The sequence below is a fragment of the Streptomyces sp. NBC_00400 genome, from assembly GCF_036048035.1.
Lineage (GTDB): Bacteria > Actinomycetota > Actinomycetes > Streptomycetales > Streptomycetaceae > Streptomyces.
Genome location: NZ_CP107940.1, coordinates 3,714,264 through 3,731,546, shown reverse-complemented (window position 1 = coordinate 3,731,546; position 17,283 = coordinate 3,714,264). Strand labels below are relative to the sequence as shown.

The window sequence follows — 17,283 nt, the reverse complement described above, 5'->3', positions numbered from 1 at the left end:
CGCTGCCGCGCGCGGCCGCTCAGCGATCCGGTTCCGGGTCCTTGAGCCAGTTGATCAGCTCCGTGGAGAACGCCACCGGGTCCTCCTCGTGCGGGAAGTGGCCCAGGCCGTCGAACAGCCGCCAGCGGTACGGTGCCTCGACGTACTGGCCCGAGCCGGCCGCGCTGCGGGTGCGCATCACCGGGTCGAGCGAGCCGTGCAGATGCAGTGTGGGGACCCGTACGGGCATCTTCATCCGGCGGTTGAACTGGAGTCCGTCGGGGCGCGCCATCGACCGCACCATCCAGCGGTACGGCTCGATCGAGCAGTGCGCCGTCGACGGGATGCTCATCGCCCGCTGGTAGACCGCGACCGCCTCGTCCTCCGGCTGCCGGGGCCCGGACCAGTCACGGATCATCCGGCCCACCAGCGCCGCACCGTCCGCCGTCAGTGCGCGTTCGGGCAGCCAGGGCCGCTGGAAGTTCCAGATGTGCGAACTCCGGGCGCTCTGCCGGACGTCGGCGAGCATCGCCGAGCGCCAGCGCCGCGGGTGCGGCATCGAGGACACGGCCAGCCGGCGCACCAGCTTGGGCCGCATCACCGCCGCCGTCCAGGCCAGATAGCCGCCCAAGTCGTGCCCGACGAGCGCGGCGTCCGGCTCGCCCAGGGACCGTATGACGCCCGTGACGTCCAGCGCGAGATTCGCCGGGTCGTAGCCGCGGGGGGTGCGGTCGCTGCCGCCGACGCCCCGCAGGTCCATCGCCACCGCGCGGAAGCCCGCGTCGGCCAGGGCCGTGAGCTGGTGCCGCCAGGTCCACCAGAACTGCGGAAAGCCGTGCAGCAGCAGCACCAGCGGGCCCTCGCCCAGCTCCGCGATGTGGAAGCGGGCGCCGTTGGCCGCGACGTCGCGGTGCGACACCTCTTTCCCGCCGGGGATGCCGAGCCGTACGACCGAGGCGGTGCTGTCAGGGGCTGTCATACCGATGAGCGTGTCACAGACTCCAGCGCCGGGTGTTCCACCGGGGCCAGGCGCGGGTGCGGCTTGGCTTTCTGGAGCACGGCCGCGGTCTCCTTGGCCGAGCTGATGGACCTCTCCGGCTTCTTGATCTTCTTCATCTTGGCCATCGCGATGAGGGCCAGCAGGCCGGCGAGGACCAGGAAGGCGCCGCCGACGATCAGGAAGGACCAGGCGAGCCCGAGTCCGAGGTTGTGGATGCCGTAGGCCGCGGCGAAGCTCAGTACCGGCAGCGCGAACAGTGCCAGCGCGCCCGCGACCATGAACGCGGCACTGCCGATGCCCGCCCGCTTGGCGTCCTGCCGGAACTCCGCCTTGGCCAGCGCGATCTCGTCGTGCACCAGCGCGGACATCTCGGCCGTGGCCGTGGCCACCAGCTGTCCGAGGCTGCGGTCCGTGCCGTCGTCGGCTGCGCTCATCGCCGTCTCCCTCTTTTCTTCACCCGGATGCAAAGCCTCTCAGATCATGCCGGACCATCGTCCCCGGCATGCCTGCCGGCGGCCACTTCGGCAAGCCGCCGGTGTTCCGCGGCCTTGGCTTCGTGGATTGCCGCCATCCGCAGGTGGTACTCCGGGTTGTCGCGTTCGTAGATGTCGGGGATGCCGTCCTGGTCCTCGTCCCGCTCCTCTTCCTCGCACAGTTTCTTGTACTTGGTGTTACGGAGCTTGAGGAGGATGCCGGCGAAAACGGCCGCCAGCAGCGAGCCGGTCAGCACCGATGCCTTGATCTCGTCGGTCAGTACCGGGTTCCCGGAGAAGGCGAGTTCGCCGATGAGCAGCGAGACGGTGAAGCCGATACCGGCCAGGGAGGCGACGGCGAAGACATCCGGCCACTTGAGGTCGGGGTTGAGCGTGGCCTTGGTGAAGCGGGCGGTGAGCCAGGTGCCGCCGAATATGCCGAGCGTCTTGCCCACCACCAGGCCGAGCACGACGCCCAGCGTCTCCGGCCGGGTGAAGACGTCGTGGACCGCGCCGCCGGATATGGAGACGCCCGCGGAGAAGAGGGCGAACAGCGGCACGGCGAGGCCGGCCGAGAGCGGGCGGACCAGATGCTCGATGTGCTCGCCCGGGGACTGTGTCTCGCCGTCGCGCCGGGTGCAGCGCAGCATCAGGCCCATGGTGACGCCGGCGATCGTGGCGTGCACCCCGCTGTTCTCCATCAGGGCCCAGATGACCAGGGCGAGCGGGACGTAGACGTACCAGCCCCGGACACCCCTGCGCAGCAGCACGTAGAAGAGCACCAGACCGGCGACAGCCAGGCCGAGCGCCAGGAAATCGATCGTCGAGGTGAAGAAGACCGCGATGATCAGGATGGCGAAGAGGTCGTCGACGACGGCGAGGGTGAGCAGGAAGGCGCGCAGCGCGGCGGGCAGGGAGGTGCCGATGACGGCGAGTACGGCGAGGGCGAAGGCGATATCGGTGGCGGTGGGGACCGCCCAGCCCTGCAGTGAGCCGCCGCCGATGCTGTTGACGGCGAAGTAGACCACCGCCGGCACCGCCATGCCGCAGAGCGCGGCGATCACGGGCAGTGCGGCGGCCTTCGGGTCGCGCAGTTCGCCGGCCACCAGTTCACGCTTGAGCTCGATGCCGGCGACGAAGAAGAAGACCGCGAGCAGTCCGTTGGCGGCCCAGTGCTGAACGGACAGGTCCAGGCCCAGCGTGGCCGGTCCCAGGTGGAAGCCGCGGACCGCTTCGTAGCTCCCGCCAAGGGTGTTTGCCCAGATCAGGGCCGCTACGGCGGCGGCGAGCAGAAGGACGCCGCCGACGGTTTCGGCGCGCAGCGCGTCCGCGACGAAGTTCCGCTCGGGCAGCGGCATCCGCCCCAGGAAGGGGGAGCGGCGGTGGGTGGGGGTGCTCACGCGGTGACCTCCGGGCCTCTCGGTAGCTGCGTACGGCTGTTGCAGTTGCCGACCAGACTTCCCGGCGCACCCTGAGTTTCTTGACGCGTCATTGACGCGGTTCCCACTGTACCGGGGTGGGGGGAGCGGCTACACGGTGGCCTCACTTTACGGGCAATTCGGGCCCCGAGCCGCTGGAACGGGCCTGAATGCCGGGCCCGGCCTCCGGGTCGGGCGGACCGGAGGCCGGGCCGCCGGAGGTGACGGGAGTGCCGGGGAGGCCGGGCTGGCCGGCGGAGGCCGCGGATCGCCGGGGAAGCCGGAGTGCCGCAGAGGCCGGACTGCCGCAGACGACGGAGGGGCACCCGACCGCGCGGCCGGGTGCCCCTTCTCCTCCATCCGTCCCGCTCAGTCCTCGGAGGCCGCGCTCGGCAGCTTCGCCTGGATCAGGTCCATGACCGAGGAATCGGTGAGGGTCGTGACATCGCCGAGGTCACGGTTCTCGGCCACATCACGCAGCAGCCTCCGCATGATCTTGCCGGAGCGGGTCTTGGGCAGCTCCGCGACCGGCAGGATCCGCCGGGGCTTGGCGATCGGGCCGAGCTGCTGGGCGACATGGGCGCGCAGCTCATCGACCAGGCCCTCGTCCTCGGCGGTGGCGCCGCCGCGCAGGATGACAAAGGCGCAGATGGCCTGGGTGGTCTGCGGGTCGGCGGCGCCGACGACCGCGGCCTCGGCCACCTTCGGGTGCGAGACCAGCGCCGACTCGACCTCGGTCGTGGAGATGTTGTGGCCGGACACCAGCATCACGTCGTCCACCCGGCCGAGCAGCCAGATGTCGCCGTCGTCGTCCTTCTTGGCGCCGTCGCCGGCGAAGTACTTGCCCTCGAAGCGCGACCAGTACGTGTCGAGATAGCGCTGGTCGTCGCCCCAGATCGTGCGGAGCATGGACGGCCAGGGCTCGGTCAGCACGAGGTAGCCGCCCGCGCCGTCGGGGACCTCGCGGGCCTCGTCGTCCACGACGGTCGCGGCGATACCGGGCAGCGCCACCTGGGCCGAGCCGGGCTTGGTGGCCGTGACGCCCGGCAGCGGGCTGAGCATCATCGCGCCGGTCTCGGTCTGCCACCAGGTGTCGACGATCGGCGTCGCGTCGGCCCCGATGTGCTTGCGGTACCACATCCAGGCCTCGGGGTTGATCGGTTCGCCCACCGACCCGAGGACCCGCAGCGACGACAGATCGAACTTCGCCGGGATGTCGTCGCCCCACTTCATACAGGCGCGGATCGCGGTCGGCGCGGTGTAGAGGATCGTCACGCCGTACTTCTGCACGATCTCCCACCAGCGGCCCTGGTGCGGGGTGTCCGGCGTGCCTTCGTAGAGCACCTGGGTCGCGCCGTTGGAGAGCGGGCCGTAGGTGATGTACGAGTGGCCGGTCACCCAGCCGACGTCGGCGGTGCACCAGAAGACGTCGGTCTCCGGCTTGAGGTCGAAGACCGCGTGGTGGGTGTACGAGACCTGGGTGAGGTAGCCGCCGGTGGTGTGCAGGATGCCCTTGGGCTTACCCGTCGTGCCGGAGGTGTAGAGGATGAAGAGCGGGTGCTCGGCGTCGAAGGCCTCGGGCGTGTGCTGGTCACTCTGCCGCTCGACGATCTCGTGCCACCACACGTCCCGGCCCTCGTGCCAGGCGACGTCCTCCTGGCCGGTGCGGCGGACGACCAGGACGCTGCGGACGTTCTCCGTGCCGGGCCTGGTCAGTGCCTCGTCGACGGCGGGCTTGAGGGCGGAGGGCTTGCCGCGGCGGTAGCCGCCGTCGGCGGTGATCACCACCCGGGCGTCCGCGTCGTTGATGCGGGTGGCCAGCGCGTCCGCGGAGAAGCCGCCGAAGACGACGGAGTGCGGGGCGCCCAGGCGCGCGCAGGCCAGCATGGCGATGACCGCTTCCGGGATCATCGGCATGTAGACGGCGACCCGGTCGCCGCTGCGCACGCCCAGCTCGGTCAGTGCGTTGGCGGCCTTGGAGACCTCGCGCTGCAGCTCGGCGTAGGTGATCGCGCGGGTGTCACCCGGCTCGCCCTCGAAGTGGAGGGCGACCCGGTCGCCCAGGCCGTTCTCCACATGACGGTCCACGCAGTTGTACGCGACGTTGAGCTTGCCGTCGGCGAACCACTTCGCGAAGGGCGCGTTGGACCAGTCGAGGGTCTGGGTGGGAGCGGTCTCCCAGGACAGGCGTTTGGCCTGCTCGGCCCAGAAGCCCAGCCGGTCCGCCGCGGCCTGTTCGTACGCGGCGGCCGTGACGTTGGCGTTCGCGGCCAGATCGGCGGGCGGCGCGAACCGCCGCTCCTCCTTGAGCAGGTTGGCCAGGCTTTCGTTGCTCACAACTTCTCCCATTCCCAGGGCTTCCGATGTGTCCCCAGGTCATAGCTCATCAGCCCGCGCCTGGCTCTGACAAGGGCTGTGGACAACTATTGGTGTAGACCTGTCGGTTCGGCGCTGTGCCAAGGGTGTTGTGAGGCCGCCGCGCAGGTCAGACCGTTACCGGTGCCGGTTCGCCGTGGACCGGGCAGAACCGCCCGGTCGCCTCGTCGAGCACGTAGGTCTGGGCCTCGCCGACATGGAAATACATGCCGTGCAACGTGAGCGTGCCCTCGGCCACCCGGCGGGCCACACAGGCGTGCTCCCTGAGGTGGTCGAGCTGCTGCATGACGTTGACGAGCGCCAGTCGCTCGTGGTCGTCGCTCACCGGCCGTCCGCTCAGCGACACTTCGCCCCGCCCCAGCCGTCCGATGCGCTCCATACGGGCCAGGCTCGGCCGGCCGTGCCGCAGCCAGCGGGTGAGCGAGGTCGGCTCGGCCTCTTCCGGTGCGGCGGCGCCCAGCAGTGCCCCCATGGCACCGCACCCCGAATGGCCGCACACCGTGATCGAGCCGACCCGCAGCACCTCGACGGCGTACTCGATCGCCGCCCCCACGGAGTCGCAGGAAGCATCCGATCCGGGCGGCGGCATCAGGTTGCCCACATTGCGCACGGTGAACAGATCACCCGGCCCGCTCGATGTGATCATGCTCGTGACCAGCCGGGAGTCCGCACAGGTCAGAAACAGCTGACGGGGCCGCTGGCCCTCGCGCGCCAGCCGGGCCAGCTCCTCGCGCACGAGCGGAGCCGTATGGCGCTGGAACGCGCTGACCCCGCCCAGCAGTTGGCTGCCGCTGCTCTCCGGAGCCGCTGCCGGGTCCGCGGCGGGCCGGGTGCAGTGATGGTTGCGCCACGGCGTCCACGGGCGGCAGGAGTGCGCTCGGGCCGGCTCGGCGATCGGCCGGCCCGAGCGGCCGCCGAGGGTCACCCAGCCGCCGTGCGCCCGATGGGCGCCGGACCAGGACTGCAGCGCCTCGTAGGCGGCATGGTCCATGAACGAGCCGCCCAGCTCGACGACGACATCGGTGTGCGCAGGCACCTGCCCCAGCGCCCGGGTCAGCCGTGGCACCGCCAGGAACGTCAACTGCCCGCTGACGCGTACCCGGTAGCCGTCGGCCTCCTCCGTCACGGTGACACGGGTGTGCGTCAGCCGCCGCAGTGCCAGGAAGAGCGCGACCGCGATGCCCGTCACCACGCCCTGAAGCACGCCGAGGAGCACGACGCCGCCCAGCGTGGCGGCGTACACCGGGAATTCGCGGTGCCGCTGGACGTGCCGGATGTGCGCAAAGCTCACCATCCGCACGCCGACGACCATGACCAGCGCGGCGAGCGCGGCCAACGGGATCATCTCCAGTGCCCCGGCCAGCAGGCCCGCGCACACCAGCACCCATACGCCGTGCAGCACGGTGGCGCGACGGGTGGCCGCGCCGGCCCGCACATTGGCCGAGCCGCGCATCGCACCTCCGGAGACCGGCAGCCCGCCCAGCAGCCCGGAGACGGCATTGGCCACGCCCTGTCCCGCCAGCTCGCGGTTGAGCCGCGTCCGCCCCGTCGGAGCGCCCGGCCGCTCGGCCGCCAGCCGGTCCACGGCCACCGCCGACAGCAGCGACTCCATACTGGCGACGAGGGTGACGGTCAGCACCGCGGCGGCGAGGGCCGGAAGGGACGCGTCCGGCAGCGCGGGCTGCTCGGGCAGCCGCCAGGACGGCAGTTCCACGCGCGATACTGTCGCCCCCGCGCTGACGGCCGTCGCGGCGAGCACGGCGGCCAAGGGGGCGGGGAGTACTCGCGCCCACCGTCCGGCGCGGCCCGGCAGCCGTCCCCAGCCGATGAGGACGGCGACGGTGGCGGCGCCGATCAGCAGCGCGGTGGCGTGCGGATGCGCCAACTGGCCCGGCAGCGCGGTCGCGTTGTCGAGCGCCGAGCCGTCGGGGCTGCCGCCGAGCACCACATGGAGCTGCCCGAGGGCGATGGTGACCCCGATGCCGGCCAGCATGCCGTGCACGATCGCCGGGCTGACGGCCAGCGTCACCCGCGCCACGTGCAGTGCGCCCAGGGCGAGTTGGGCGAGGCCGGCCAGGACCGTGATGGCGCAGGTGGCGCGCCAGCCGTAGCGCTGGACCAGGTCGGCGGTGACCACCAGGAGGCCGGTTGCCGCGCCGCTCACCTGGAGCGGGGCGCCGCCCAGCAGGCCGGCGACGATGCCGCCGACGACCGCGGCGACCAGTCCGGCCTGGAGCGGGGCGCCCGTGGCCAGGGCGATGCCCAGCGACAGCGGGACGGCGAGCAGGAAGACGACGGCCGAGGCGGAGAGGTCCCCTCGGAAAGCGGCCCGGCGGGCCTTCTTGGTGCGAGGGCCTGCCCCGGGGGACGTAGGGAGCTCGGGAGGGATCTCGGTGGGGATTTTGGTGGGGTGCGAGGTGCGCGGCGGCTGTGGCGATGACTTCTCGATCTGCGGCATTCCCGTCTCCTCCGGGGCGACGCGGTCGCGCGGGGCGCGATCGTGGGGCGGCGGTGTACTGCGGCGGGACGTGAGCCGACCGGCGGTTATCGCCGTGGGGCGATGGTCCGGTGACTCTCAAGCATCGGTAAATGAACCGTAATGACAGGTAAAGGAAAGGAGAAGCTTTTACCGGCATATGCCGTCACCCTCCCCCCTATCGGGTGAATTCGATGGTTTTTGGCTTGCCCTTTCCCTGCCGTCTTCTTCGCGCATGGAGCGGGTGCGCAGTTATTTCGGTGCATCACTCGGAAGGTGCGCCCCGGCGCCGGGAAGGTGCGCCCCGGCGCCGGGAGCGGGAAAAGAGTCGTCCCCACCGGCACCTCCCCTCCCGGCGCCCTCCACCCCGGCCCCCTCCCGGCCGGCGGGCAGCCGGCCGGGCCGGCCGCGCCCGCCGGCACCCGTCTGCAGATCAGGCGGGCTGTGGGGCGGCTGCTCCCTCGAAGAGCACGAAGGACGGGTCGACCTGGGCCGCGAGGTCGACGCCGGTCTTCGCATTGCCCCAGCTCTCCGCGTTCTTCAGATGGAAGTGCACCATCTGGCGTGTGTAGCGCTCCCAGTCACGGCGCCCGTAAGCGGCGTCAGCCGTGCGGTGCAGGGTCTGCAGGGCGTGGCGGTTGCCCTCCTCCAGGCGGCTGAAGGCGGCCGGGCGGCCCTTCTCCATGGCGCGCACCCAGTCGGAGTGGCCGACGGTCACCAGCAGGTCGTCGCCCACCTCGTCACGCAGGAACGCCAGGTCCTCGGGGCCCTGCACCTTGTTGCCCACCACCTTCAGGGGGACGCCGAAGTCCCGTGCGTACTCCTTGTACTGGCGGTAGACGGCGATGCCCTTACGGGTCGGCTCGGCGACCAGGAAGGTCATGTCGAAGCGGGTGAACATCCCGGACGCGAAGGAGTCGGAGCCGGCCGTCATGTCGACGACGACATACTCCTCACGGCCGTCCACGAGGTGGTTCAGGCACAGCTCCACCGCGCCGACCTTGGAGTGGTAGCAGGCCACGCCCAGGTCGGACTCGGTGAACGGCCCGGTCGCCATCAGCCGCACGGCGGAGTCGTCGAGCTGCACCGTCGTGGCGCAGGCCTGGTAAACGGGGTTGTCCTCGCCGACCCGCAGCAGCCGTGACCCCTCGCCGGGCGGGGTGGTCTTGATCATTGATTCGGCGGACGGGATCCGCGGGTTGCTGCCGCGCAAGTAGTCCTTGATCAACGGGAGATGGGCGCCCATCGCGGGAAGCGCCGCGCCCTCCGTTTCGTCGAGGCCGAGGGCGGCGCCCAGATGCTGGTTGATGTCCGCGTCCACGGCGATCACGGGGAGCCGGGCCGCGGCGAGATGCCGGATGAACAGGGAGGACAGGGTGGTTTTGCCGCTGCCGCCCTTGCCTACGAAAGCGATCTTCATGTTCACCAAGGGTAAGTGCGATATCGCTCTGAGTGAGAGATCTGCGTGAGGAAGACCACTCCTTCGAGGGGTCGGGCCCGGTGGTGCGTAGGGTCGTACCCATGGCTGGAAACACCCGGGGGACGTCCCCCGCACCCCCGAAGGCGAGCGACGACCCGCTCGCGACCCTGGCCTCGCTCCCGGGGGTCGCCGACTCCGTGGACTCCGTGCGCAAGGGCGTCGACCGGGTATACGGGCACCGGATCATGCGACGCCGCAGCAATGAGGTGACATCCGAGGCGGCGCTGCGCGGAGCGCGCGGTTCCGCGGCCCTCTCGGGGGCCGACTGGGCGCTCGAAGAGGTGCGGCGCCGCACCGACTTCGGGGTCGAGGGCGAACCGCGGACGGTCGGCGCGGCCCTGCGGCTGACGGCCGAGTCCGGACAGCTGCTCAGCGTGTGGCGGCAGTCGCCGCTGCGGGTGCTGGCGCGGCTCCATCTGGTGGCGGCATCAGGAGGCGGGCGGATCTCCGACGGGGCCGACGGGGCGCGAGAGCCGGGCGGGACGGCGGACGAGACGGTGGGGCGGCCCCGGCTGGCCGCCGAGCCGGTGGACGAACCGCTCATCGAGCTGCCGCTGCCGGATGCCGACGAGGTCGCCGGGCGGCTGGACGGGCTGTCGCGGCTGCTGCTCGCCGGCACCGAGGCCCCGGCCCTGGTGACCGCGGCGGTGGTACACGGCGAACTGCTCGCCCTGCGGCCGTTCGCCACCTGTAACGGGCTGGTCGCGCGGGCCGCGGAGCGGATCGTGCTGATCGGCAGCGGGCTGGACCCGAAGTCGATCTGCCCTGCCGAGGTCGGGCACGCCGAACTGGGGCGCGCGGCCTATGTCGCGGCCCTGGACGGCTATGTGTCCGGTACCCCGGAGGGTGTCGCGGCATGGATCGCACACTGCGGACGCGCGGTGGAACTGGGCGTACGGGAGAGCACCGCAGTCTGTGAGGCCCTGCAGCGCGGCGCGGCATAAGGGGAGCCGGGGCGAAAGCTTCGGGTGGTGTTCAACAATTCCGGAAGCATTGCTTCATTCGCCCCCGAACAGGGTTGCGGCGGTACCAATGGGTGGTACCGCCGCTGGCATGTCCGCCTAGTTACCATGCGTGCTCACATATATGCCCATCAGGTCGGAATCTTCGTCCGGTTACCTGGTGCGGCTGGCCCGTAATCGACGGGTCGGCGTCGCGTGGGTGCTCGGCATTCATGCATCGGTCCGTGGGCCACTTCCTGCGTTAAAGGTGTTCCTCTCGGATGTCCTTGGTCTCGCGGGCCGTTAAGTCCTTTGTACTACTCGGGCCGGACAAGCGGAACCCCCACCTGCAGATCTTTACGTTTGGCTTCAAACGCGGGCATTGCGGGCGGTGCGGCCGGTCCGGCCGATAAGGCCGAGCCGCGGCTTTGTGGATTTCCGCCGGCTCGTGTACCAGACGAGCGTCGCGGTGGCCATGGCCGCACCCACCGCCGCCATGGCGGCGAGCACCGGCCGGGAGGGCATCGTCAGCGCCGGGAGCCGCTGCTTGAGCGGGACCGGGCGATGGAAGGAGAGAACCGGCCAACCGCGCGCGATCGCCTCACGGCGCAGTGCCCGGTCCGGATTGACCGCGTACGGATGACCGACCGCCGAGAGCATCGGCACATCGGTCGCCGAATCGCTGTACGCATAGCAGCGTTCAAGGTCGTAGCCCTCGGATGCGGCGAGTTCCCGGACGGCCTCCTCCTTGGTCGGGCCGTAGGCGTAATACTCCACCTCACCGGTGAAGCGGCCGTCCTCGCCGACGACCATACGGGTGGCCACCACCCGGTCCGCGCCCAGGAGTTCACCGATCGGTTCGACGACCTCGGCGCCGGAAGTGGAGACGATCACGACATCCCGTCCGGCGGCGTGATGTTCCTCGATGAGCGAGGCCGCCTCGTCGTAAATGATGGGGTCGATCAGATCGTGCAGCGTCTCGGCGACGATCTCCCGCACCTGCGCGACGTCCCAGCCGCGGCACAGTGAGGAGAGGTATTCCCGCATACGCTCCATCTGATCGTGGTCGGCGCCGCCCGCCAGGAACACGAACTGGGCGTACGCAGTGCGCAGTACGGCCCGCCGATTGATCAGGCCGCCTTGGTAGAAGGACTTGCTGAAGGTCAGCGTGCTCGACTTTGCAATGACGGTCTTGTCCAAGTCGAAGAACGCGGCAGTACGGGGAGTCGAGTGAGGCACGGAGTGGTTTTCCACGGGGCGAGCATAGGCGCCCACCATTCGGCGTAAGGTGCGGCGCGTGGGTTTGCCTGAGAAGGCTCTCGGGTACACCATGGAAGTCACGGATCGTTCGCGACCGTGCTAACCCGGTCCGGCTCCTCCCCCCCCGAGTCGGCCGTGGGGACGACCCCCGCTCTCCCCCCCGGCGGGGGTCGTCGCATGTCCGGACGCATTTTCCGCGGCCGGACGCCGATCCGCTCCAGCCCTTGCCTGCGGGCCGTTGGCACCCTCGATGCAAGCATCCCATTACACACCGTAGTCGGCGCGCTGCTCCGAGGAGAGTCCCGTGAGTCCCGGAAGTAGCCGTTCGTCGCTGGAATAGGTGACGGGGATATTCACAGCCCTGGAGTTGTCCACAATTTCGGCTCAAGATCCACAAGATTTTCCCGATCGCTGCATCGTAAAAGTCGCGAGTTCGCGGATGTGCGAGCTGCGTAGCGACAGGGGGACGGAACGTGGCCGAAACCACGCCATCGAAAGCATCGGTCCGGGCCGGCGAAGAGCGGGGCGGACCGTTGATCATCACCGAGGACGAAAGACTCCTCGACGATCTTCTGCGGTTGTGTGCCGCGGCCGGTGCGCTGCCCGAAGTGGCGCATGGCCTCCCGGCCCGCAAAGCGGACTGGGAAGCGCCGCCCCTGGTGATCGTCGGCGGTGACTGCGCGCCCCGGCTGCTCGGCTGCGCACGGCGCGCGGGGGTCATCCTCACGGGCGGCGATGCGGACGACCCGGAACTCTGGCGCGAAGCTGTCGCCCTCGGGGCCGAGCGTGTCCTCGCTCTCCCCGACGGTGAGCGCTGGCTGGCCGACCGGATCGCCGACGCGGTCGAAGGCGTCGGGCCCCCGGCCCTGACGGTCGGAGTCATCGGCGGCTGCGGGGGCGCCGGAGCCAGCACTCTGGCCGGCGCGCTGGCCGTCACCGCGGCCCGGACGGGGCGGCGCACCCTGCTCGTCGACGGAGATCCCCTGGGCGGCGGGCTGGACGTCCTGCTGGGCGGGGAGAAGGAGAAGGGCCTGCGCTGGCCCGCCTTCGCCGAATCGCGCGGCCGGGTGGCCTGCGGCGCGCTGGCGGAGTCGCTGCCTCGGCTGCACGCCTTGCGGGTCCTCAGCTGGGACCGGGGAGCCGATGTCACCATCCCGCCCGCTGCCATGCGCGCGGTCATGGCAGCGGCCCGGCGGCGGGGCGGCGTCGTGGTGGTGGACCTGCCGCGCAGGGTCGACGAGGCGGCCGCGGAAGCCCTCGGGCAGGTGGACATGGGCCTGTTGCTCATCCCTACGGAACTGCGCGCGGCAGCGGCGGCCCAACGGGTGGTGCCGGGGGTGCAGAAGGTCCTCGGCGATCTGCGGGTGGTGGCGCGCGGGACTCCCGGACGCCATGGGCACGGACTGCCGCCGGACGAGATCGCCCGTCTCGTGGAGCTGCCACTCGCCGGTGAAGTGCCCTGGGAGGCAAGCCTGGTGGCGGATCTGGCGCGTGGCGTGCCACCGGGGGCGCAGGTGCGCGGACCGCTGGCGCGATTCTGCGCGGGGTTCTGGGGGCGCGTGGCGGAGAGCGGGAGCGAAGGCGGCGGCGCGGGACCTGCCGAGCCGCCGGGTGTCCGGCCCGGCAGCGGTCCGGGGCCGGAGCCGGGTGGTGGTCAGGGGCCCGGGGCGGGATCGAGGGCCGGTGCGGTGTCGTCGCCGGTGGCCGGACTCATGGGGTCCCGTGCAGCCGGCCGGGACGGGGGATGGTCATGAGCCAGGGCCAGGATTTGCTGGAAGTGGTGCGCAGACGGCTTGCCGAGGCCGGGGCGGAGCCCACGCCCGCCCGGGTGGCGGTGGCGCTGCGCGAGCAGGGGCGGCTCCTGGGGGATGCCGAAGTGCTGGGCGTGGTGGCCGCGTTGCGGTCCGAAATGGTGGGCAGCGGGCCGCTGGAACCCCTGCTGGCCGCGCCCGATGTCACGGACGTCCTGGTCACCGCGCCGGACGAGGTATGGGTGGACCGCGGCAGTGGGCTGGAGCGTACCGGCGTCCGTTTCCGGGACGCGGCAGAGGTGCGCAGGCTCGCCCAGCGGCTGGCGGCGGTGGCCGGGCGGCGGCTGGACGATGCCCGGCCATGGGTGGACGCCCGGCTGCCGGACGGCACCCGGCTGCATGCGGTGCTGCCCCCGGTGGCGGTCGCCGGGACCTGTCTGTCGTTACGGGTGCTGCGGCCGCGGGCCTTCTCCCTCGCGGAACTGGTGGCGGCCGGCACGGTTCCGCCGGGCGGCGACCGGCTGCTCGCGGCGGTGCTGGCGGCCCGGCTGTCTTTTCTCATCAGCGGCGGTACGGGCTCCGGAAAGACCACGTTGCTCAGCACGTTGCTCGGGCTGGTCGGCCCGGCCGAGCGGATCGTCCTGGCCGAGGACTCGGCGGAGCTGCGGCCGGATCACCCCCATGTGGTGCGGCTGGAGAGCCGGCCGGCCAATCAGGAAGGCGTCGGGCGGGTGACGCTGCGCGACCTCGTACGGCAGGCGCTGCGGATGCGTCCGGACCGGCTGGTGGTCGGGGAGGTGCGCGGCGCCGAGGTCACGGACCTGCTGGCGGCGCTCAATACGGGCCACGAGGGCGGCTGCGGCACGGTCCATGCCAATGCGGCATGCGACGTCCCCGCACGCCTGGAGGCCCTTGGTTCGACAGCCGGCCTCGATCGCGCCGCGCTGCACAGCCAGCTGGCGGCCGCACTCTCCGTCGTCCTGCATCTGGTGCGCGACCGGGCCGGCCGCCGCCGGATCGCCGAGCTCCATGTCCTGGAGCGGGACCGCGACGGATTTGTGGTGACCGTGCCGGCCGCCGTCTGGGGCCCCGACGGCTTCCAGGAGGCGCGGGGCTGGGGGCGGTTGCTGCGGCTGTGTGAGCGGAGCGAGGGCGGAGCCCGATGAGCACGGTCGGTATGACGCTGGGGGCCGCGGTGCTCTGCGCGGTGGGCGCGGGCCGGCTGGTCAGCGGCCGCCGGGACGACGTACGGCAGCGGGCCCGGGCGCTGTTCGGGGGCGTCGGAGAGGTGGCTCCGGAAGTGGGGTGGCGGGCCTGGTTGCGGGGCGAGGGGGTGCGGAAGTGGTGCGCGGGGCGGATGGTCGAGGGGGAAGCGGGGCGGCGCTGGAGCTTCGGGCGCTGGGGGGACTGCGGGCGGGAGATCTGGTGCCTGCCGGTGGGGCTGGTGCCGGCAGTGATGGGCAGATCCGTACTCCCGGTACTCGCTTCTGTGGTCGCCTTCTTCCTTGTCCGCCGGTGGCTTGCCGCCCGCGGAGCGGCGCATGCACGGGACGGGCGCTCTGCCGCGGTGATCGCCCTGTGTGCGGCGGTGGCGGGCGAGCTACGGGCCGGACGGCAGCCCGCCCAGGCCCTGCTCGCCGCGGGGGCCCCGGGGCTCGGCGCGGCCGGATCGGCGGTGATGGCGGCCGCGCGATACGGCGGGGACGTGCCCCGGGAGCTGCGGGCGGCGGCCCGGCTGCCGGGGGCCGCGGGACTGACCGGTATGGCCGCGTGCTGGCAGGTGGCGGTGGAGGGCGGCGCAGGACTGGCCTCGGGCCTGGAGCGGATCGCGGCAGGGCTCAGAGCCCGGAGGGATCAACGCGACGAACTACGGGCGCAGTTGGCGGGCCCGCGGGCGACCGCACTGATGCTCGCGCTGCTGCCGGCGGGCGGGCTCCTGATGGGCAGCGCACTCGGCGCCGACCCGCTGCGGGTGCTGCTGCACACCCCGGCCGGGTGGGGCTGCCTGGCGGTCGGCGGGCTCCTGGAGTGGTGCGGAGTGGCCTGGACGGTCCGGATCGTCGCTGCCGCGGAAGACGCGTAGGGAGGGGATCGGAGTGAGCGCGGAAGTTGTCCACAGGGTGGGGATGACGGTTGCCGTCATGGCGGCGGCGCTGTGCGCCGTGGCCCTGGTGTGGGAGGCGCGCCGGGGGCGTGCCGTACGGAGGCGGGTATCGGAGATGTGGGCCACCGGGCCCGGCCGGTACGGCGGGCCCGGCGCCCCGCACAAGCAGTTCGCCCGGCTCCGGCTCCGGCGCCGCAGCCGAATGTCGAGCACGGAGGACGGCACCCCACGAAACGGCCTGCTGAAGGAGTGGGCCGGGCCTCTCGGAGCGGCGGCATTCATGGTCATTCTCATCGGTGGCGTCACGGGCGTCCTGGCCGGACTCGCCGTGGGCTATGGGGCGCATCGCAAGCTGGCGCAGCAACGGGGCGCGGAGGCGGCCCGGTCGGCGGACGCGGAGGTACGAGCGGATCTGGCACCGGCCGGCGACCTGCTGGCGGCCTGCCTCGCGGCGGGGGCCGGGCCGCGGGAGTCGGCCGAGGCGGTGGGCCGGTCGCTCGACGGGCCGGTTGCCGAGCGGCTGCGCCAGGTGGCGGCGGAACTGCGCCTGGGCGGTGAACCCGCGGTCGTATGGCCTCGGCTGGCGGCTCTTTCCGGCGCCGAAGGGCTGGCGCGCTGTATGGAGCGCGCCGGGATATCCGGGGTGCCGGCCGTCGAGTCGGCATCCCGGATCGCCGCCGAACTCCGTGCGGAGCAGGCGCGAGCGGCGACCGCACGGGCCCGGCGGGCCGGGGTGCTGGTCACTCTGCCGCTGTCGGCGTGCTTCCTGCCGGCGTTTCTGGCACTCGGAGTCGCGCCGGTGCTGATCGGGCTGGCCGGCGGCCTCCTGGGGCGTAACTGACCTGCAGGAGAAGTGAGTTCGAGCCCCGGCGAGAAGAGCGGGACGAGGGCGGCAGTCGAAGGGCGGCCGAGGACGGACCAACGGTGGCCGGGACCGTCTCACCTGCCATGTCAGAGGCCGCACATCAGAAGTGACGCATCAGAGGCCACAGATCAGAAGCGGCACATCAGAGGTCGCACATCAGAAGCCACGTATCAAAGGCCATTCATTCAGAGGCTGTGCAGAGGGGGATGGAATGTTTCGGGGTGGAAGTTTTCGACGGTGGTGGGCGGAGCTGCGTGCGCGCGGGGCCGACGACCGGGGGATGACCACGGCGGAGTACGCCGTGGGGACGCTCGCGGCCTGCGCCTTGGCGGCGGTGCTCTACAAGGTGGTGACGAGCGGGCCGGTGAAGGCGCTGCTCCAGTCGGTGCTGGAGCGGGCGATCAATGTCCAGTTCTGACAGCCGGTTTGCGTGCCTCCGGGCCCCGTGCCTGCGGGCTCCGCGCCTCACGGCCCCGGGCCGCCGAGGCCTGGGTCCCACGACCGGGGGCGTCCCGCGCGGAGCTCGTGACGCCGGATTTGTGACGGCGGAGACCGCCGTGGTCCTGCCCGTGCTGGTGGCGGTGGTGGCCGCGCTCATCTGGGGGCTGATGGCGGTCTGCGCCCGCATCGAGTGTGTGGACGCCGCGCGGGCCGGGGCGCGGGCCGCTGCGCGGTCGGAACCGCGGACGGCGGTGCTCTCGGCGGCACGGGGTGCGGCTCCGAAGGGCGCGCGGGTCGCGCTGGCACGGGAGGGCGACCTGGTGCGCGTACGGGTCGAGGCCGAGCTGCCCGGCGTGGGGCAACTCACCGTGCGGGTCGGAGGGGAGGCGGTGGCTCTTGCGGAGGAGACGGTGCGGCGATGAGGGTTCGGCGACGGTCTGGACGGTCTTCGCGGTGGCGGCGCTGTGCGCGGTCTTCGTGGCCCTGATCGGAGTGGGCCAGGCGGTCACGGCGCGGCACCGCGCGGGTGGCGCCGCGGACCTGGCGGCGCTGGCCGCCGCGGATCACGCCCGGCTTGGGCCCGCCGAGGCCTGCGCTGCGGCTCGCCGGGTGGCGGCCGCGCAGCACACCCGCCTGGTGCGCTGTGCGCTGGCCGGGCCGGTCGCCGATGTCTTTGCCGAGGCGGGCCGCAGCCCGTTCACCTCCCGGGTACGGGCCCG

At 71.9% G+C, this 17,283-nt stretch carries 14 protein-coding genes and 1 pseudogene; 8 read left to right on the top strand and 7 right to left on the bottom strand.

All coding sequences use genetic code 11. The annotated features are described in order from the left end of the window. Window positions 1-19 precede the first annotated feature (19 nt). The 6 genes from OHS81_RS16090 to OHS81_RS16065 form a co-directional block, all read right to left on the bottom strand. Window positions 20-958 (bottom strand): alpha/beta fold hydrolase, encoded by a 939-nt coding sequence (locus OHS81_RS16090; RefSeq protein WP_328385451.1) that lies wholly within the window; start codon window positions 956-958, stop codon window positions 20-22. Further along, window positions 955-1,413: a phage holin family protein gene (locus OHS81_RS16085; RefSeq protein WP_311623969.1), complete on the bottom strand. Its 459-nt coding sequence runs from the start codon at window positions 1,411-1,413 to the stop codon at window positions 955-957. Before OHS81_RS16085 ends, OHS81_RS16090 begins: the two co-directional genes overlap by 4 nt. Window positions 1,414-1,457: 44 nt before the next feature. Then, complete coding sequence (nhaA, locus tag OHS81_RS16080) at window positions 1,458-2,810, bottom strand: Na+/H+ antiporter NhaA (protein ID WP_328391197.1); 1,353 nt, start codon at window positions 2,808-2,810, stop codon at window positions 1,458-1,460. Between the two features lie 429 nt (window positions 2,811-3,239). Beyond that, window positions 3,240-5,207 carry an acetate--CoA ligase gene (gene acs / locus OHS81_RS16075; protein ID WP_328385450.1) on the bottom strand — a complete coding sequence of 656 codons (1,968 nt, stop codon included), beginning with the start codon at window positions 5,205-5,207 and terminating at the stop codon, window positions 3,240-3,242. Window positions 5,208-5,355: 148 nt separating this feature from the next. Continuing rightward, on the bottom strand, window positions 5,356-7,704 hold the full coding sequence (locus OHS81_RS16070) for a SulP family inorganic anion transporter (RefSeq protein ID WP_328385449.1): 2,349 nt from the start codon (window positions 7,702-7,704) through the stop codon (window positions 5,356-5,358). A gap of 451 nt (window positions 7,705-8,155) precedes the next feature. Then, window positions 8,156-9,142, bottom strand: coding sequence for an ATP-binding protein (locus tag OHS81_RS16065; RefSeq protein ID WP_328385448.1), 987 nt, complete (start codon window positions 9,140-9,142; stop codon window positions 8,156-8,158). Window positions 9,143-9,243: 101 nt separating this feature from the next. On the opposite strand from OHS81_RS16065, the gene OHS81_RS16060 reads away from it, so the two are divergent. Next, complete coding sequence (locus OHS81_RS16060) at window positions 9,244-10,146, top strand: oxidoreductase (protein WP_328385447.1); 903 nt, start codon at window positions 9,244-9,246, stop codon at window positions 10,144-10,146. A gap of 366 nt (window positions 10,147-10,512) precedes the next feature. On the opposite strand, the gene OHS81_RS16055 is transcribed toward OHS81_RS16060, so the two are convergent. Further along, window positions 10,513-11,421, bottom strand: coding sequence for an HAD family hydrolase (locus OHS81_RS16055; RefSeq protein ID WP_328385446.1), 909 nt, complete (start codon window positions 11,419-11,421; stop codon window positions 10,513-10,515). Between the two features lie 455 nt (window positions 11,422-11,876). Here OHS81_RS16055 and ssd point away from each other — a divergent pair, with 455 nt between their 5' ends. The 7 genes and pseudogenes from ssd to OHS81_RS37440 form a co-directional block, all read left to right on the top strand. Then, a complete protein-coding gene (ssd, locus tag OHS81_RS16050) occupies window positions 11,877-13,157 on the top strand; it encodes a septum site-determining protein Ssd (RefSeq protein ID WP_328385445.1) in 1,281 nt (426 codons plus the stop codon). Beyond that, window positions 13,154-14,320, top strand: coding sequence for a TadA family conjugal transfer-associated ATPase (locus OHS81_RS16045; protein WP_328385444.1), 1,167 nt, complete (start codon window positions 13,154-13,156; stop codon window positions 14,318-14,320). Before ssd ends, OHS81_RS16045 begins: the two co-directional genes overlap by 4 nt. Then, the gene (locus OHS81_RS16040) at window positions 14,317-15,237 is read left to right on the top strand and encodes a type II secretion system F family protein (RefSeq protein ID WP_328385443.1); all 921 of its coding nucleotides are present in this window, start codon (window positions 14,317-14,319) and stop codon (window positions 15,235-15,237) included. Before OHS81_RS16045 ends, OHS81_RS16040 begins: the two co-directional genes overlap by 4 nt. Window positions 15,238-15,250: 13 nt before the next feature. Beyond that, window positions 15,251-16,099, top strand: coding sequence for a type II secretion system F family protein (locus tag OHS81_RS16035; RefSeq protein WP_328385442.1), 849 nt, complete (start codon window positions 15,251-15,253; stop codon window positions 16,097-16,099). Window positions 16,100-16,403: 304 nt separating this feature from the next. Next, the gene (locus OHS81_RS16030; RefSeq protein ID WP_381854467.1) at window positions 16,404-16,541 is read left to right on the top strand and encodes a DUF4244 domain-containing protein; all 138 of its coding nucleotides are present in this window, start codon (window positions 16,404-16,406) and stop codon (window positions 16,539-16,541) included. Continuing rightward, on the top strand, window positions 16,528-16,986 hold the full coding sequence (locus OHS81_RS16025; protein ID WP_443058712.1) for a TadE family type IV pilus minor pilin: 459 nt from the start codon (window positions 16,528-16,530) through the stop codon (window positions 16,984-16,986). The genes OHS81_RS16030 and OHS81_RS16025 overlap by 14 nt, the downstream gene beginning before the upstream one ends. A 31-nt stretch (window positions 16,987-17,017) precedes the next feature. Continuing rightward, window positions 17,018-17,233, top strand: a pseudogene (locus tag OHS81_RS37440) (Rv3654c family TadE-like protein); the annotation flags it as partial. Window positions 17,234-17,283: the final 50 nt, after the last annotated feature.

Coding starts and splice junctions, on each gene's coding strand:
- OHS81_RS16090 (WP_328385451.1), bottom strand. CDS start 958: ATGACAGCCCCTGACAGCACCGCCTCGGTCGTACGGCTCGGCATCCCC.
- OHS81_RS16085 (WP_311623969.1), bottom strand. CDS start 1,413: ATGAGCGCAGCCGACGACGGCACGGACCGCAGCCTCGGACAGCTGGTG.
- nhaA (WP_328391197.1), bottom strand. CDS start 2,810: ATGCCGCTGCCCGAGCGGAACTTCGTCGCGGACGCGCTGCGCGCCGAA.
- OHS81_RS16070 (WP_328385449.1), bottom strand. CDS start 7,704: ATGCCGCAGATCGAGAAGTCATCGCCACAGCCGCCGCGCACCTCGCAC.
- OHS81_RS16065 (WP_328385448.1), bottom strand. CDS start 9,142: ATGAAGATCGCTTTCGTAGGCAAGGGCGGCAGCGGCAAAACCACCCTG.
- OHS81_RS16060 (WP_328385447.1), top strand. CDS start 9,244: ATGGCTGGAAACACCCGGGGGACGTCCCCCGCACCCCCGAAGGCGAGC.
- OHS81_RS16055 (WP_328385446.1), bottom strand. CDS start 11,421: ATGGTGGGCGCCTATGCTCGCCCCGTGGAAAACCACTCCGTGCCTCAC.
- OHS81_RS16045 (WP_328385444.1), top strand. CDS start 13,154: ATGAGCCAGGGCCAGGATTTGCTGGAAGTGGTGCGCAGACGGCTTGCC.
- OHS81_RS16040 (WP_328385443.1), top strand. CDS start 14,317: ATGAGCACGGTCGGTATGACGCTGGGGGCCGCGGTGCTCTGCGCGGTG.
- OHS81_RS16030 (WP_381854467.1), top strand. CDS start 16,404: ATGACCACGGCGGAGTACGCCGTGGGGACGCTCGCGGCCTGCGCCTTG.
- OHS81_RS16025 (WP_443058712.1), top strand. CDS start 16,528: ATGTCCAGTTCTGACAGCCGGTTTGCGTGCCTCCGGGCCCCGTGCCTG.